At 45.9% G+C, this 14,435-nt stretch carries 15 protein-coding genes; 9 read left to right on the plus strand and 6 right to left on the minus strand.

Translation table 11 applies throughout. The features are described from left to right. The first annotated feature begins 65 nt into the window (after positions 1 to 65). From dinB to HCJ96_RS15440, 4 genes are all read left to right on the plus strand, one after another. Entirely contained in the window at positions 66 to 1,142 is a 1,077-nt protein-coding gene (dinB, locus tag HCJ96_RS15425; protein WP_169211982.1) for a DNA polymerase IV, read from the plus strand. Beyond that, positions 1,139 to 1,366, plus strand: a complete 228-nt coding sequence (locus tag HCJ96_RS15430; protein WP_169211983.1) for a DUF1653 domain-containing protein — start codon at positions 1,139 to 1,141, stop codon at positions 1,364 to 1,366. The genes dinB and HCJ96_RS15430 overlap by 4 nt, the downstream gene beginning before the upstream one ends. A 78-nt stretch (positions 1,367 to 1,444) precedes the next feature. Continuing rightward, complete coding sequence (locus tag HCJ96_RS15435; RefSeq protein WP_169211984.1) at positions 1,445 to 2,296, plus strand: MBL fold metallo-hydrolase; 852 nt, start codon at positions 1,445 to 1,447, stop codon at positions 2,294 to 2,296. 192 nt (positions 2,297 to 2,488) lie between these two features. Next, positions 2,489 to 3,028: a hypothetical protein gene (locus tag HCJ96_RS15440; RefSeq protein ID WP_169211985.1), complete on the plus strand. Its 540-nt coding sequence runs from the start codon at positions 2,489 to 2,491 to the stop codon at positions 3,026 to 3,028. A gap of 86 nt (positions 3,029 to 3,114) precedes the next feature. On the opposite strand, the gene HCJ96_RS15445 is transcribed toward HCJ96_RS15440, so the two are convergent. The 3 genes from HCJ96_RS15445 to HCJ96_RS15455 all read right to left on the minus strand — a co-directional run bounded on the left by HCJ96_RS15445 (position 3,115) and on the right by HCJ96_RS15455 (position 6,487). Then, positions 3,115 to 3,678 carry a hypothetical protein gene (locus tag HCJ96_RS15445; protein ID WP_169211986.1) on the minus strand — a complete coding sequence of 188 codons (564 nt, stop codon included), beginning with the start codon at positions 3,676 to 3,678 and terminating at the stop codon, positions 3,115 to 3,117. Positions 3,679 to 3,837: 159 nt separating this feature from the next. Beyond that, complete coding sequence (locus HCJ96_RS15450) at positions 3,838 to 5,481, minus strand: amidohydrolase (protein WP_169211987.1); 1,644 nt, start codon at positions 5,479 to 5,481, stop codon at positions 3,838 to 3,840. Between the two features lie 4 nt (positions 5,482 to 5,485). Further along, complete coding sequence (locus HCJ96_RS15455) at positions 5,486 to 6,487, minus strand: serine/threonine dehydratase (protein WP_169211988.1); 1,002 nt, start codon at positions 6,485 to 6,487, stop codon at positions 5,486 to 5,488. A gap of 82 nt (positions 6,488 to 6,569) precedes the next feature. On the opposite strand from HCJ96_RS15455, the gene HCJ96_RS15460 reads away from it, so the two are divergent. Continuing rightward, a complete protein-coding gene (locus HCJ96_RS15460; RefSeq protein ID WP_169211989.1) occupies positions 6,570 to 6,944 on the plus strand; it encodes a PH domain-containing protein in 375 nt (124 codons plus the stop codon). 37 nt (positions 6,945 to 6,981) lie between these two features. Here the strand turns inward: HCJ96_RS15460 and HCJ96_RS15465 are convergent, their stop codons facing one another. After that, positions 6,982 to 9,189 (minus strand): S9 family peptidase, encoded by a 2,208-nt coding sequence (locus tag HCJ96_RS15465; protein ID WP_169211990.1) that lies wholly within the window; start codon positions 9,187 to 9,189, stop codon positions 6,982 to 6,984. 182 nt (positions 9,190 to 9,371) lie between these two features. On the opposite strand from HCJ96_RS15465, the gene HCJ96_RS15470 reads away from it, so the two are divergent. Genes HCJ96_RS15470 through HCJ96_RS15485 form a run of 4 tightly spaced genes read left to right on the plus strand, consistent with a single transcriptional unit; the run spans position 9,372 to position 11,678 of the window. Continuing rightward, positions 9,372 to 10,010: an NAD-dependent epimerase/dehydratase family protein gene (locus tag HCJ96_RS15470; RefSeq protein ID WP_169211991.1), complete on the plus strand. Its 639-nt coding sequence runs from the start codon at positions 9,372 to 9,374 to the stop codon at positions 10,008 to 10,010. Next, positions 10,000 to 10,749 (plus strand): tRNA1(Val) (adenine(37)-N6)-methyltransferase, encoded by a 750-nt coding sequence (locus HCJ96_RS15475; protein ID WP_169211992.1) that lies wholly within the window; start codon positions 10,000 to 10,002, stop codon positions 10,747 to 10,749. The genes HCJ96_RS15470 and HCJ96_RS15475 overlap by 11 nt, the downstream gene beginning before the upstream one ends. Before the next feature lie 29 nt (positions 10,750 to 10,778). Beyond that, positions 10,779 to 11,132 carry a hypothetical protein gene (locus HCJ96_RS15480; protein WP_169211993.1) on the plus strand — a complete coding sequence of 118 codons (354 nt, stop codon included), beginning with the start codon at positions 10,779 to 10,781 and terminating at the stop codon, positions 11,130 to 11,132. 33 nt (positions 11,133 to 11,165) lie between these two features. Next, positions 11,166 to 11,678, plus strand: a complete 513-nt coding sequence (locus HCJ96_RS15485; RefSeq protein WP_169211994.1) for a YgjV family protein — start codon at positions 11,166 to 11,168, stop codon at positions 11,676 to 11,678. A 40-nt stretch (positions 11,679 to 11,718) separates the two neighbouring features. Here the strand turns inward: HCJ96_RS15485 and HCJ96_RS15490 are convergent, their stop codons facing one another. Continuing rightward, on the minus strand, positions 11,719 to 13,026 hold the full coding sequence (locus tag HCJ96_RS15490) for a glycosyltransferase family 2 protein (protein WP_169211995.1): 1,308 nt from the start codon (positions 13,024 to 13,026) through the stop codon (positions 11,719 to 11,721). Then, positions 13,023 to 14,435 (minus strand): TackOD1 domain-containing metal-binding protein, encoded by a 1,413-nt coding sequence (locus HCJ96_RS15495; protein ID WP_169211996.1) that lies wholly within the window; start codon positions 14,433 to 14,435, stop codon positions 13,023 to 13,025. Before HCJ96_RS15495 ends, HCJ96_RS15490 begins: the two co-directional genes overlap by 4 nt.

The following is a 14,435-nucleotide window of genomic DNA, read 5'->3' on the forward strand; positions in this document are numbered from 1 at the left end:
AAGATGATTTCTTAATGATTATCGTCTTATAATACTGTCTATGTGTACAGTTTGTTTGATTACGTGTGCGAAAAATAATTCACGTTGATATGGATTGCTTTTACGCGGCCGTTGAAATGCGTGACAATCCTTCGCTTAGAGATATCCCCATCGCTATTGGAGGCAGTGCCAAAGGGCGGGGAGTCATCTCCACGTGTAACTATCCGGCGCGAAAATTCGGTGTGCGTTCAGCGATGGCAACTGCTTACGCGCTAAAATTGTGTCCTAACCTTACGTTAGTGAAAGGGCGGATGGATGTGTATGTACGTGAGTCGCACAAAATCAGACAAATATTCGCTGACTATACCCATCTCATTGAGCCACTTTCTCTGGATGAGGCTTATCTCGACGTAACGCACGTACAGCTTTTTTCAGGCAGTGCAACGCGCATCGCCCAAGACATACGGCGGCGAATACAAGAGGAACTGCATCTCACCGCATCTGCGGGCGTGGCATCGTGCAAGTTTGTGGCTAAAATCGCCAGCGATGAAAACAAACCTGATGGTCTGTGTGTAATTACACCAGACAAACTCGATGAATTTGTGCGTCGATTGCCTTTAGGAAAAATTCCCGGCGTTGGTAAAGTAACGGTGCAAAAACTAAATCGTCTCGGCTTGAATACCTGCGAAGATGTACGACATTACCCATTTGAGCGCTTACAAAAAGAGTTAGGTAAGTTTGGCGTTGTCCTGTACAACAGGGCACACGGCGTGGATGAGCGTACTATTAATACGAGTAGAGAGCGTAAATCTATTGGCGTTGAACGCACCCTGGGGGAAGATATCCACACGCTAACCGAGTGCGAAAGTTTGTTACCCGGCTTGTTTGAGAAAATACAAGAGCGCGTGCAAAATTATGAAGCTCGCTCGGGGCAGGCTATCCGCATTAAATCATTAGGAGTTAAACTTAAATTTAACGATTTTCAGTTAACTACCGTTGAACATAAACATGCCCAATTATCACTTCCGTTTTTTAACAATTTGCTAGCTGAAGCGTTCCAGCGTGCGCAGCAGCGCGCTATTAGATTAGTGGGATTGCACATTAGCCTGGCTGAAAATACCCCATTTGAACAACTGATTTTACCCTTGGATACTACAACATGAAAAACACTAATAACCACCTGCAACCGGGATTGTACCGGCACTACAAGGGCAACGAGTATGAGGTTTTGGGTGTGGCCAGGCATTCTGAAACTGATGAATTGGTGGTGGTCTATCGACCGTGCTATGGCGAAAGAACGCTATGGGTGAGGCCGTTAACAATGTTTTGCGAGACAGTTTGCATAAATGACCAGAATATCCCGCGCTTTGCCTATATAAAAGATTAGTCTGGATATTGGCTCTAAACAACACTTTCTACTACAGTGAACTGATACAACATTTTCTAGCCTAAATTAAGGAATATCATGAGCCTACGCCAACAGTTTGTAGTGACATTAGTGTCGATAGTATCGTTTGCTGCAGTTGCGACAGACAGATTCGCAGGAACTGAAATTAAAGATACCTCGTTAGGTGGTTCGATCCATATGCTATCCGGGCAGGGCGGTAACATCGGCGTGTCAGCGGGCGAAGATGGTATCCTGATAATTGACGACCAATATGAACCCTTAGCAGAAAAAATTGCTGCTACTCTTTCGAAACTAGGCAGCGACGCACCTAGGTTCATCATTAATACCCATTTTCATGGGGACCATACAGGCGGCAACAGCTGGTTTCATACCCACAAAAACAGCACCATCATGGCACATGAAAATGTAAGAGTGAGATTGTTGTCAGATGAAAAAGCAGATGATGCTGCGTTACCGGTGGTGACTTACCAGGATGGCATCAAAATACATTTTAATGATGAAACGTTGGAAATCATCCATTTGCCCAACGGACATACCGATGGTGACAGTGTGGTCTGGATCAAAGAGCCTAACATTCTGCACACCGGTGATTTGTTTTTTAATGGCCTGTTCCCCTTTATTGATTTGCAATCCGGTGGTTCGGTCGACGGGTATATCCAATCCGTAAAAACCCTGTTAGCAAAAACTAATGACACCACTAAAATCATTCCCGGGCACGGCCCGATGGCAACCAAGGCTGACTACGAAAAGTTCCTTGGTATGATTGAAGAAACTAAAGCCTTCGTGGAAAAGCACAAAGCGGACGGTAAAACCGTCGAAGATATTGTCGCGACCGGCCTGGATGATAAATGGAAAAGCTGGCACTGGAGCTTTATCACTGAAGAAAGGTGGATAAAGACGCTTTATTAGATGAATAACAAACTCGTAAATCTTTGTTGGTAAGGTGTTTGGTCGACCGGAGACTAACAGGATTAACTCAGTGAATTAGATTTATTGATTTATAGCGTAAGGTTTGCGTACACTGTTTGCGGTTCAACAGATATAAGTTGAATTTTAATGTCGCCTTTGACGTTATATTAAAAATCTATTAAAGGAAAAATAATGATAAAAAAATTTGGACTTTTAGTTGCCGTGCTTGCTCTCACTGGGTGCTCAACCTATTCGGTTAACAGATATGCGGTATCAGTTGACAACAATTCATCCCTCAAGTCGATTGAAGGCGCGAATGTATTTGTCGGCGACTTTACCGCAGCTGAAAAAAGCTTGACGAGTATCATGTGCCGCGGTGTAGGACCCATCAAAACTCCTGACGGTCGTTCATTTGAGATGTTTATTCAGAAAGCATTTGTTGATGAACTTAAAATGGCGAATGTTTACCAAGCTGATGCTCCAGTAGTATTGACCGGAGTGTTAGATTCTATCGACTTCTCTTCTGCGAGCGGACAGTGGAATTTAGCGCTTACAATCAATTCAAATAATGGCAATTCCCTGTCAGTTTCTGAGAACTACGAGTTTACCTCAAGTTTCTATGGTGAAACTGCGTGCAATCAGACCGCACAGGCATTAATGCCTGCAGTTCAAAATTTGATCGGTAAGATTGTTTCGAATCAAAGTTTCCCTGGTTTGCTAACCGCTAAATAGTTTCAATCCGTGGATACGATAAGAGGGCGCTCATTGTTGCCCTCTTCTACCTTCAAACTTATCCATTTCAGCGTCCGGTTAATGCGCTAGGATAAACTATTTAATGTCTGATTGAATAAACCTGCTGCAATGTTGTAGGCGAAATAAAGGGAAATTAACCAGTGCAACCACTGCCTCTCAACCAAGATACATAATATCAGTAACAAACAACCCACCAGCTGACTTATCACGTAAAGCTGATTAAATTGGTCAAACAAAAGATACAAAATGGTTGGTACACTGAGTAAATAAGCGGCGAATGTACCGAAAAAAATCACCCTGTTTTTTCGGTAAAACATCCATAAATCGCATTCAGAGCTTATTCGACTTGGTAGCACTGCTGAGCTAAACAAAAAGGTTAACGTTGGTAGAAAGCTTAATATAAAAAGATTACCTGCACTTTTCACCGTAAAATTTTCCATTATCTGGAAAAACGCCCACCATCCATTAATGATCGCAGTAAAACAAACAGCCGCCCATATAAAAGGGATAGGATGCATCCTGACCCGCTGGCGTTCTTCAACCAGTCTATAAACACTCGATAACAAGTCCGCTATCGCGATACCGTAAATGATGCTTATAAAGGGAATTATGTAGTCGAACTGTTCCATATCAGTGTGTTACCCCTGTCAAAATTTCCAATTCAATGAGAACAGCAATAGAAGGGAGTAACACATCTGTTTATCTTCATTAAAGTATACCGCGCCCACGATGGCTCAATTAGTGGCCGTAACTGTGAATCACGACCACTGCAATAGTGTGAAAGTTGCCTACTTTTTATTTCCCTCGAATACGGCTTTACCCGCTATCCAAGTCTGTAACACCTGGGTTTTCCAGATGTCTTCAGCGGGAATAGCGAAAATGTCCTGATCTATCAAAATAAAATCAGCCCATTTTCCCGGGGTCAGGGTGCCAATTTCATCTTCCATGTGAGCGGCGTATGCTGCATCTAAGGTGAAGCCTCTAAATGCTTGTTCAACCGTTAACGCTTCTTCTGGATACCAGCCTTCAACGGGTTGGTTATCTCTATCCTGACGGGTCACCGCAGCATGCAGACCGTAGAACGGATTAGCCAGTTCCACTGGGAAATCAGAACCCAGAGGTACTCTTACGCCTGAATCAATCAGCGTTTGCCACGCGTAAGCGCCTTTGATCCGCTCTTTACCAACGCGATCTTCAGCCATATTCTTATCACTGGTGGCATGAGTGGGTTGCATTGAAGGCAGTACACCTAATGCTGCAAAGCGTGGCAGATCATCAATTGCAATCACCTGCGCGTGCTCAATGCGATTACGCAACGCTTTCCCCCCGACATCACTGAACGTTTTTTCAAACTGATCAAGGGCAAGTCTATTGGCTTTATCGCCAATTGCGTGATAGTTAAGTTGAAAGCCTGCGGCAATCACATCATTAAACAACCCCGGCATATCCTCTTGCGCGGTGAGTAGAAGCCCATGCTGATGCTTAGCGTCACTGTACGGCTCTAGCAATGCAGCTCCGCGGCTACCCAGCGCCCCATCACCGTAGGCCTTAACGCTGCGTATAACGAGCATTCCATCGGGGTCGATAACTTTGCCACGTTCCAGAATGCTGCCCAACTGGGGATCGGTAGCGCTGACCATGGCATAGACGCGCAACGGCAGTGTCTCTGCTACGGCTTTAGCCAGGTAAAAAGTATAGACATTGTGACCCACGCCAGCGTCATGCATGCTGGTTATGCCCTGACTCAACAGATGTTCACCTGCGGCGCGTAACTGGGCCTCCATTACCTGTGCAGATTCAGAGGGCATGTGTTTTTCAACCATCCCCATGGCGTTATCAATAAGGACGCCGGTAGGGTTACCCTGAGCATCGCGAATAATTTCACCCCCCTCAGGATCCTTGGTTGATTTGTCGATACCCGCGATCGCTAAAGCCTTACTGTTTGCCCATCCCGCATGACCGTCTACACGAATAAGCCAGATAGGCTTATCAATATTTAGTTTGTCCAGAGATGTTTTTTGCGGAAAGGCGCGGTCAGACCATAGTTCCTGGTTCCACCCACGTCCAGTGATCCAATTAACATCCACTTTGCCGAGCGCATACTCCGACACGGCACGGGCAGCGTCCTTTTCGCTGGTTGTCTCACGAAGATCGACCTTTAGTAGATTATCGCCTAAGCCTAACAGGTGTCCGTGGGCGTCAATGAGTCCAGGCAACATATATTTGCCCTGACCGTCTACTACCTCGACATCATCCGGCTGGCTGTCAGGATCCAGTGCCTGCACCTTGCCATCTTTGATCAAAAGTGAGGAAAAGCTGATCAGCGTGCCATCATTGTCCAGCGTATAACCTTTTACGTTAGTGACAAAGGTTGCTGCACTCGCCGAAAATCCAGCGAATAAAAGTAATAAAAAAACCAGTTTTTGTCGCATAGCCTTACTCCTGTTCAGTAATGTTGGGTGGCTGCAGTAAATAATCAGTCTGCCATATTTTTAACATCGACTGCTGGCTGATGTTACCGCCTGTTATGAGCACAATTGCCGTCTGCCCCGGTGGTGCTGACAGGGCCCACGAGACCACCGCAGCCATACTCATAGCGCAGGTGGGTTCCACATGCAGTTTAAGTAAATGTTGCAGCCACTGCGTCCAGTATGCGATTTGCTGTTCATTGACTTCGTAGAACTCGTCGAGTTGTTGAATATAGGGAAAGGTTAAGTCACCCAGACACGGCGTGGCAGCACCATCAGCGAGTGTGTCAGGGGTTTCCATCAATGTTTCAATCTGTCCGCTCTGTATTGAGCGGGCCGCGTCATTCGCCAGCAAAGGCTCACTGCCGATGACTTTGGCATTGGGTAACAGTTCACGCGCGGTAATAAACGAGCCACTTAGCAACCCGCCTCCGCCACAGGGAGCAAAAATAGCATCAGCATGCCCGGCGTCTTCAATTGCCTCTAATGCACAGGTCCCCTGACCGGCAATAATATCTGCATGATTATAGGGGGGTATCCACACTGTACCGGGCTCGCGTGCCGCTTCAGCCACTGCAATATCTGCCTCTTTGCGCGTCTCGAAAAGCTTAAGTTCAGCGCCATAACTACGTGTGGCCGCGGCTTTCACTTCAGAAATGGTTTTTGCCGCAAAAATCGTCGCCGGGATACCAAATTCTTTCGCGGCACAGGCGACCGCCTGCGCATGATTTCCAGAGCTGTTAGCAACGATATGGTCAGGTAAGTTGCCTTGCTCTTTTAGACAGGCAACAAAATTAGTCGCTCCCCGAATTTTAAATGCCCCAACGGTTTGCAAGCAATCGGCCTTAAAAATGATGCGCTGACCCAACCACCGGTTTAATAATGTTGACTCCAAAAGTGGTGTACGCTTAATTTTATGCTGGATGCGATGATGCGCTGCCTGAATGTCAGCGAAAGAGATACTGGCCATTGATTATGTTGTAATTTATTTAACTGTTTGTGTTGCTACACTAACACTGTAACTAATGAAAGCGAAGAAAAAGGAGGGCTAAATGGGGCTTTTAGATACTTTAATGGGGAATGCCAGCGAAACCAGTGCCGAAGAAGTGAGAGAAGAACTAGCAGCTATTTTGGCCGACAATGAGCAAGTGATTAAGGCCTATAAACTGGTACGCGATCTGGTCATTTTTACTTCTGGTCGGGTGATGTTTATCGATAAGCAGGGATTAACTGGCAGAAAGGTGAATTATCATTCTATCCCGTATCGCGCGATTACCCAGTTTGTGGTTGAATCCGCAGGGCATTTTGATACCGATTCTGAACTGACCTTATGGGTTTCAGGACAAGACTCGCCGTTAAAAATTGAACTCAGTAAACATGCCGCACAAGGCGTGCAAAAGATGTTAGCGGACAGGTTATTTGGGTAGAAGGAGCGTAATCGTATGATTACGCTCAACCAGAGGATTACTGCTGAGGATTGAGATTACGATTGAAGAAATTGGTAATCGTTTTGTACAGGTGAATGCCGGTGGCTTTTCCCTTGATACTATGCTTTTTGCCAGGATAGTCCATGGTTTCAAATGGAATCGCCAGATCTTGTAAGTGCTTATAGAGACGGGTGCTGTGAGTGAACAGCACGTTGTCATCTGCCATTCCATGATAGATCAGCAGTGGCCCTTTCAGGTTTTCAGCATAGGGAAACACGGATGCGTCGGTATAAGCCTGATCGTCGGTTTGTGGGTTACCCATGTAGCGTTCAGTATAATGGGTGTCATACATACGCCAGTCAGTTACCGGTGCACCAGACACACCCGCTGCAAAATAATCAGGCGCTTTGAACATAGTCATGAGTGTCATGTAACCACCGTAACTGTGACCATGCACACCAATCCGCTCAGCGTCAACATAAGGTAACGTGCGTAAAAACTCTACACCGGCCACCTGATCATCTACTTCGATGGAACCCATTTTTTTATAAATCGGATCTTCGAACGCTTTGCCGCGATAGTTGGAACCCCGGTTATCGACACTGAATACCACATAACCCTGGTCAACCCAGTGCTGCATGAGTAAACCACGACCCCCATACCACTTATTTTGTACCACTTGTGCATGTGGGCCACCATATAAAAACACGATGGCAGGGCGCTTCTTATCAAGGTTTTCAGGTTTGAATATGCGATAGTGCAGGGTAGCGTTATCTTTAGTCTGGAAAGTGCCAAACTCAGGTTTTGTCCATCCTGCCATATAGGGGGTCAATGGATGCGCGTCGTCCAGCTTGTTTTCTTCAAGCCAGGTAATTTGGTTACCGTCGGCTTTGTGCAAGCTGACCTGCGGCGGGCGGTTGACGGTTGAAAAACTATCTACGTAAACACCGGCATCTGAGCTGAATTCAACATCGTGAAACCCATCTTCAGAGGTAATACGCGAAATTTTGCCGCCGGCAAGTGGAACAGAGTAAAGGTGGCTTTCAATGGGCGTATCTTTGCGGCCGGTAAAATAGACCATCCCTTTCTTTTCGTTGATGGCTTCGAGCTTATCTACGACCCACTCACCCTGAGTAAGCTGGCGCACCTGCTTGCCGTCATTATCCATCAGGTAAAGGTGTTTGAAACCATCTTTTTCCGAGGCCCAGATAAACTGCGGTGACTGTTTCAAAAAGCTTAAATCATCATGCAGGTTGACCCAGGTGTTGCTTTGCTCGCGAAGTAACACTTTCTGGGATTCTGCCTTAACATTATAAGCACGTAATTCAAGTTGTTGTTGATCGCGGCTTTGCCACTGGTAGGTAAACGTTTTGCTATCCGGCATCCAGTTTCCCCGAGCCAGGTAAATGTCTTCGTTCTTACCCAGATCTACCCACTGTCGCGCATTGTCTGCGATGTGCTGAATGGCCAGTGCAATTTTCACATTGGCCTTACCCGCCGCAGGGTATTTTTGCTCAATCATTTTAATTTCATCGGCGTAAATCTCTGAGCGGGTAATCACTTCTACCGGCGATTCATCGACTTTGGTAAAGGCGATATAGCGTTCATCAGGCGACCACCAATAACCCGTCATGCGGCTCATTTCTTCCTGAGCCACAAACTCGGCCATGCCAAATTTGATATCACCGCCACCTTCCTGTGTGATAGCAGTCTCTTTGCCAGAAGCAATATGTTTGACAAAAAGGTTCTGGTCGCGGATGTAGGAAATATAATTGCCTTTTGGCGAAAGCTTTATGTCGGTTTCAAACGCTTCAGTCTCAAGTAAACGTCGAGCCCCTTGTTCGCCCAGTTTATGGTAATAAACATCGCCGCCAAGAGGGAATAACAGCGCTTTGCCGTCCGCTGACCATTCGTAGCTGACAATGCCAGTTCCCTTTAAACGCATGCGTTCACGACGGGCTTTTTCTTCATCGGATAATTCAACTTCACCGCTTTGCAGTGTGTCTGAATCAAACAACATGCGCGTTTTTCCGGTCGCAATGTGATATTCCCACAGGTCAAGTTTCTCATAATCTGACGTTTTGCCCTTTAAAAAAGTAACCCGCTCAGAGTCAGGTGATACTTTCAGTTTCGTAGGCGCATTACCGTCTAATGAGGGAGATTCGAATATCCGCTCAATAGTGAGTTGTTCTGCATTGGCAAACGTGGTGAGCATAATGGCTCCGCATAGTAAGGCTTTTTTCATTCTAATATCGTCTTGTTGATGCAAAGTAATTAGTAATAACTAAATAAGTAAAAAGTAAAAAGTAGATAGATTATATTAAATCGTTTTATTATGTGATCTGTTCACGTAATAAGTGTGCAGGTCTAAATAAGCAAAAACGCACAACAAATTTATCGTTATTGTTGGCAATAGGATGGCATAAGGTGGCGCAATTTAAAACGGCATTGGTCCTGGGAGCAACAGGATTGGTCGGAAAAGCACTAATCAGGCAACTACAAAACGATCCGCGATACAAGCAGGTCACTTGTTTGGTTCGCCGTCCTATGCCTCTGTCACTGGTAGCCCATGAACAAAAAAAAGTGAATTGGCTGGTCATTAATTTTGACGCTCTGCAAGAGTACGAAGGCTATTTCAAAGTTGACCACGTGTATTGTTGCTTAGGCACTACCATTCAAAAGGCGGGTAGTCAGGAAGCGTTCCGCAAAGTCGATTTTGAATACGTTCATGTAGCAGCGCAGCTTGCTCGAGCACAGCGCTGCAAAAGTTTCGTGTGGATTTCGTCTATTGGCGCTAACGCTAAGAGCAGCAATTTTTATCTGCGGGTTAAAGGTGAATTAGAGAACGCGATTATGGGGATGTCACAACTGAAAAATGCTTCAGCGGTGCGCCCTTCATTGTTGCTTGGCGAACGGCACGAGAATCGGCCGTTGGAAGATATTGCACAAACGATAGCCCCCGTTCTGGGGATGTTGCTGATGGGACCGTTAAAAAAATATCGACCTGTCTCAGCCATAGAGGTAGCGCATAAAATGATAAAACTTCAGGTCTTTGATGACGATTAAACGCACTGTGTTTCAGTGTAAGCAGTTTGCGGTCGACCAACATCAATGCGCGATGAAGGTCAATACGGATAGTCTGGTGTTAGGCAGCTGGGCAAATCCTGCGCTAACTGAAGGGCCTATACTGGACATAGGCACGGGCAGCGGCATATTGGCATTAATGATGGCGCAAAAATCGAAAGTCGCACAGATTGACGCCATTGAAATTGATGAGCTGGCCGCAGAGCAAGCAAAACGTAATTTTGACGCGTCTCCCTGGGCGCGTCGCCTAAACGCAGTTCATGGCGATTTAATGCACTTTAAACCAGCGTATCCGTATGCATCCATTATCGCCAACCCCCCTTATTTTGCGTCACCTACGCTTCACACAAATGCGTATACGCAGTTAACCCCACAGCGAAAGCTGGCAAGAATTGACGGTGGGCTATCGATTTCCACAGTAATGGGGTGGGTTGCGCAGTATCTCTCCCAAACCGGCTTTTTTTACTGCCTGTATCCTGCAGCCAGGCGAGCAGAAGTTGTTTCTCTTGCCAATGCCGTCAATCTGATTTGTGAGGCAGAGTTAGCCATACAACACAACGAGTTGAAGCCTGCTCATGTGGTCGCATTCAAATTTCGTCAATCCGAAAACCGGCATAAACAGTATCAAATACACAGGCAAACATTAATTATCAGAAATCAGCAAGCGCAATATAGTCAGGAATTTAAAACGCTGTGCAGGGAGTTTTATCTGCACTTTTAAAGGCATCAAGCTACATCACGGAGGCGAGCATGTTACCCGAGTGTATCGAAAAGATTGTCAAGCGGATCCAGATTCAACCCTTTCAATGGCGCGGCACCGAGTGGCGTGTACCTAAATTTCAGGTCTATGCCATCCTCCAACACCCTGTGGCAGAACGCTTTGTCTATCATGAACAACAAAAAGTAGCCATTTTGTCGCTGGGCAAGTATGATGTTCCGCTTTTTGATCCTTGCCATCATGATATGGAGTCTATGCCGGCACATGCGGTTGTGTTAAGCCATACCAAAGGGAATCGTTTTGGCTTATTTGCGTATCCTGCCGATTTGGTGTTGAAATCATTTTCTCTGCCTAATGACCATACAATGATTAGCAAGCTTCGTTGATACGTATAGTTTGAGTTTTCGTAGGGTTGGTTTATGCAGTTTTGGGCTGAGGGCTTTGGCGCTCTTGCGGTAATTTTTAATTTTATTGGATATCGTCAAAATACCGTAGAACGCTACTTGGTGGTCTCAGCGGTCGCGCTTTTTTGCGTCAGCATTCATTTCTTCATGCTGGATGCGATGGCTGCGGGTATCGGATGTCTGCTGGCCAGCATCAGAAACGTCGTTGCCCTGAAAAATCGTGGCAAGGGTGTGCTGATAGGGTTTGTTGCGGCCAATCTGGCGTTTCTGGCTTATGAGTGGTTTATCCTGGATCACGACTGGTTAATATTCTTTGCTTACTCTTCCGCGCTTATTTTTACCGTAGGGTCAATTGTTCTCAGAGATGCCACGCGCATTCGTCAATGGTTTATCCTGGCAGAAATACTGGGTTTAATTTACGCAATTGCTGTTGGCAGTATATTTGGAACAATTTTTAACATCACTAACCTCACTAGCATCATCACCAAGCTGGTGCAGGACAAAAAGCTCAAAACTGATTCGCTGTGATGTGTGAGTGAGCGTCACGGCGGATGGGTATAAACACCCCTTATAATTTTTCTTTTTTGGCGATGCGTGAAACCTTCCAGGGATTCCACGGGTCGTCGTATGACGTTTTGTGAAGAAATTCCATCAGATAGGCATACGTTCTCACGGCACGTAAATATAGTCCGGTGTAAAATGGCATCAGCGGAAGGAAAAAAGGTGTTAATCCGTCAATCGTCCGGTAGGAAGGTGCGATCAATGTTCTGGCGATGACAAACTGGACAATATTGGCGATAAAGTACAAAAAGTAGTTAATGATAAACACGTAGCCGAGGTAACTGGGTGCTGTATACAGCATGTAAACCACGTAGACTATCCATTTGAAATCGAAAAAAACGTTAAAAACAATGTTTTCGATAATTGAGAAAAATGATGAGCTGCGAAAATTAGCCGAGGGGGCTAACATGTTTAAATGTTTTCGCAATCTGAAGCGGACCAGCGAGCGATCCCAGCGATAGCGTTGTCGGCGTAGGTTGGTGAACCTGGATGGGACATTGGTGTAACACACAGCGTGAACCGCATGCACAACACGGTATCCCAGCTTTCTGATCTTAAGCGTAATGTCGCCGTCCAGACCGGGCCCTACGTCCCAGCCGTACACCTGGTCAAGTACGTCTCGTCTGAAGGCGCCATGAGCGCCTGAAATAATGCGTAAAATACCCAGTTCAGAAGCCGCAACGCGTCCTGCGCTAATCGTTTTGATATATTCGATGGTTTGCAAACGCGTAGCAAAACTGGCATCTTCATTGGCTACCCGCACGTCCCCTCCTACAGCACCCACACTGGCATCCAGATAGAAAGGCAATAGAATTTGCTCGATGGCATCGGCAGCCAGATGGGAGTCTGCATCTATATGAACTATAAATTTACCTTGCGAGAAACGTAATGCGGTATTCGCGCCGGATGCCTTACCCCCTCTGACCTCATTTCTGAAAAAACGATCAATTTTGCCTTGCTTTAACAGTTGTCGGCAAATGAGTGCTGTATTGTCGTCGGAGCCGTCATCCACAATGATAAGCTCAAAGTTCTGGTACGTTTGATGGGTTAGCGAGTTGGCAAGGGCTGGGATGTGCTTTCCTTCATTCTTTCCCGGCACAATTATCGAAACGAGCGGGCGTTCCATAAAAAGCTGATGACGCGCGCTAGCGCGTTGCTGTCTTCTGCGTTTGCGTTTAAACAAAAATTTACCGATTAACAGCGACTCGATAATAACGTAACGCAGCATGTCCAACAGAAAGAAAGGCCAGAAATAGGCTAAAACCTGTGCGAGGGTCAGATTCTGGACAAACGCGAACAGGCCCTCAAGGCTCATTTATGGTTTACCTTTAACGCATTCTCCAGCATCAGGTTTAAATCGCTTTCACTGTCAATTCGGTGAACGCGAGTCAAAATGCCCACCGAAAGCTTGGCCGCCAGATTCGCTGCAAACAAATCCTGAATAGCCGTTTTTAAGCGATTAAGCGCAAGATTGGCGTTTTCTTCAGATGTTTCTGTCATCAGTATAATAAATACGCTCTCGTTCAATGCCGAGATAACATCGGATTCTCTGAAAACGGATTTAAATACCGCGCTGATTTCTTTAAACAATTGCTCGGTACGTTTGCCCAGACGATGAAAAATACTGTCCAGATTTTCAAAGTAAATTGTGGCCACGCAGCTGGTGGATTTTTTGTAGCGGCCAATGCGTGCTTTTTCTATATGAATGAAACTTTTAAATTCACGATGGCTGTAGAGTTGCAAATCAGTCTGTAGAATGGAGGTGAACAATGCATCGAGGCCATAAAGCGCCGCGTTTAAACCGATGGCACTAAGCTCGTATGCGTAAATATCGGCCACATTGACATCATCAATGTTCGCTTCACTTTCGCAGGAGTAACACTGGACTTTCAGTACCGGGTCCTGAAATTGCAAAGTGCATTGCCGGCACTGGTAAACAACCGAAGGCTTGTCGTAGTCAACGCCGATGTGTTTGAGGCGCTCATCACATTTTGGGCAAACCAGCTGATTATTGCGCTCAAAATTCGACAAATTATCCACGTGACCACATTTAAAGTGATGCACCAGCTCTTCTTTCTTTAAGTTTTCGGCACCACAGTCGGTGCAGGTTTCAATGAAATTTAAGAATGCTCCGTCACAGGTAGGGCAAAAATGGGCGCGTTTGAAAAATTCGCGGCCAAGAAACTGCTGTTTATGCAGAAAATCCAGACTGTTTTTGGGGCTATCATCATTGCGTTCGAATAACCCTTCAATCGCAGGATACACAAAGCCATTATTATTGTGTGGGGTTAATATAGGTTCCAAGCGTTTGTTACGACTTGCCATCAGGCGCAGAATTTTAAACGGAATGCTGCTATCAGCGGTGTCCTTATCCAGATTGGGAACGCGCTCTAACCATTGAGCGACACGTTCAAATAACGCACTCTTGGTGGTTGAGGCGCTCACTAGTTGGGAAGCGGACACACACTCATCGAATTGTTTTTGCAAAGAGGCAGGTGGCTTTTCTGTCTCGTAAATCAGGGCCAGCGGCATCAGATATATGCGGGGATGGGGATGTTGTCGAATACGCTGAACCCAATGATGCAGTTTGCCCTTGTTACTGTGTGTGTAATGCAATACGGCACCTTTGACGGTTGCAGTATCGTCCAGCAGATCATCTATCGATAACGTCTCAATACTGGGAAGGATGAAGGATGCTTCGCTTGTTAATCCGTAAATTTTCAT

Source organism: Alteromonas ponticola, from assembly GCF_012911815.1.
Taxonomy (GTDB): Bacteria; Pseudomonadota; Gammaproteobacteria; order Enterobacterales; family Alteromonadaceae; genus Alteromonas; species Alteromonas ponticola.

What these genes read in the sequence shown, in the direction of transcription:
- HCJ96_RS15490 (WP_169211995.1), bottom strand. Translation starts at nt 13,026, where the DNA reads ATGAGCCTTGAGGGCCTGTTCGCGTTTGTCCAGAATCTGACCCTCGCA.
- HCJ96_RS15475 (WP_169211992.1), top strand. Translation starts at nt 10,000, where the DNA reads ATGACGATTAAACGCACTGTGTTTCAGTGTAAGCAGTTTGCGGTCGAC.
- HCJ96_RS15460 (WP_169211989.1), top strand. Translation starts at nt 6,570, where the DNA reads ATGGGGCTTTTAGATACTTTAATGGGGAATGCCAGCGAAACCAGTGCC.
- HCJ96_RS15495 (WP_169211996.1), bottom strand. Translation starts at nt 14,435, where the DNA reads ATGAAAATTTACGGATTAACAAGCGAAGCATCCTTCATCCTTCCCAGT.
- HCJ96_RS15485 (WP_169211994.1), top strand. Translation starts at nt 11,166, where the DNA reads ATGCAGTTTTGGGCTGAGGGCTTTGGCGCTCTTGCGGTAATTTTTAAT.
- HCJ96_RS15455 (WP_169211988.1), bottom strand. Translation starts at nt 6,487, where the DNA reads ATGGCCAGTATCTCTTTCGCTGACATTCAGGCAGCGCATCATCGCATC.
- HCJ96_RS15445 (WP_169211986.1), bottom strand. Translation starts at nt 3,678, where the DNA reads ATGGAACAGTTCGACTACATAATTCCCTTTATAAGCATCATTTACGGT.
- HCJ96_RS15430 (WP_169211983.1), top strand. Translation starts at nt 1,139, where the DNA reads ATGAAAAACACTAATAACCACCTGCAACCGGGATTGTACCGGCACTAC.
- HCJ96_RS15435 (WP_169211984.1), top strand. Translation starts at nt 1,445, where the DNA reads ATGAGCCTACGCCAACAGTTTGTAGTGACATTAGTGTCGATAGTATCG.
- HCJ96_RS15450 (WP_169211987.1), bottom strand. Translation starts at nt 5,481, where the DNA reads ATGCGACAAAAACTGGTTTTTTTATTACTTTTATTCGCTGGATTTTCG.
- HCJ96_RS15465 (WP_169211990.1), bottom strand. Translation starts at nt 9,189, where the DNA reads ATGAAAAAAGCCTTACTATGCGGAGCCATTATGCTCACCACGTTTGCC.
- HCJ96_RS15440 (WP_169211985.1), top strand. Translation starts at nt 2,489, where the DNA reads ATGATAAAAAAATTTGGACTTTTAGTTGCCGTGCTTGCTCTCACTGGG.
- HCJ96_RS15480 (WP_169211993.1), top strand. Translation starts at nt 10,779, where the DNA reads ATGTTACCCGAGTGTATCGAAAAGATTGTCAAGCGGATCCAGATTCAA.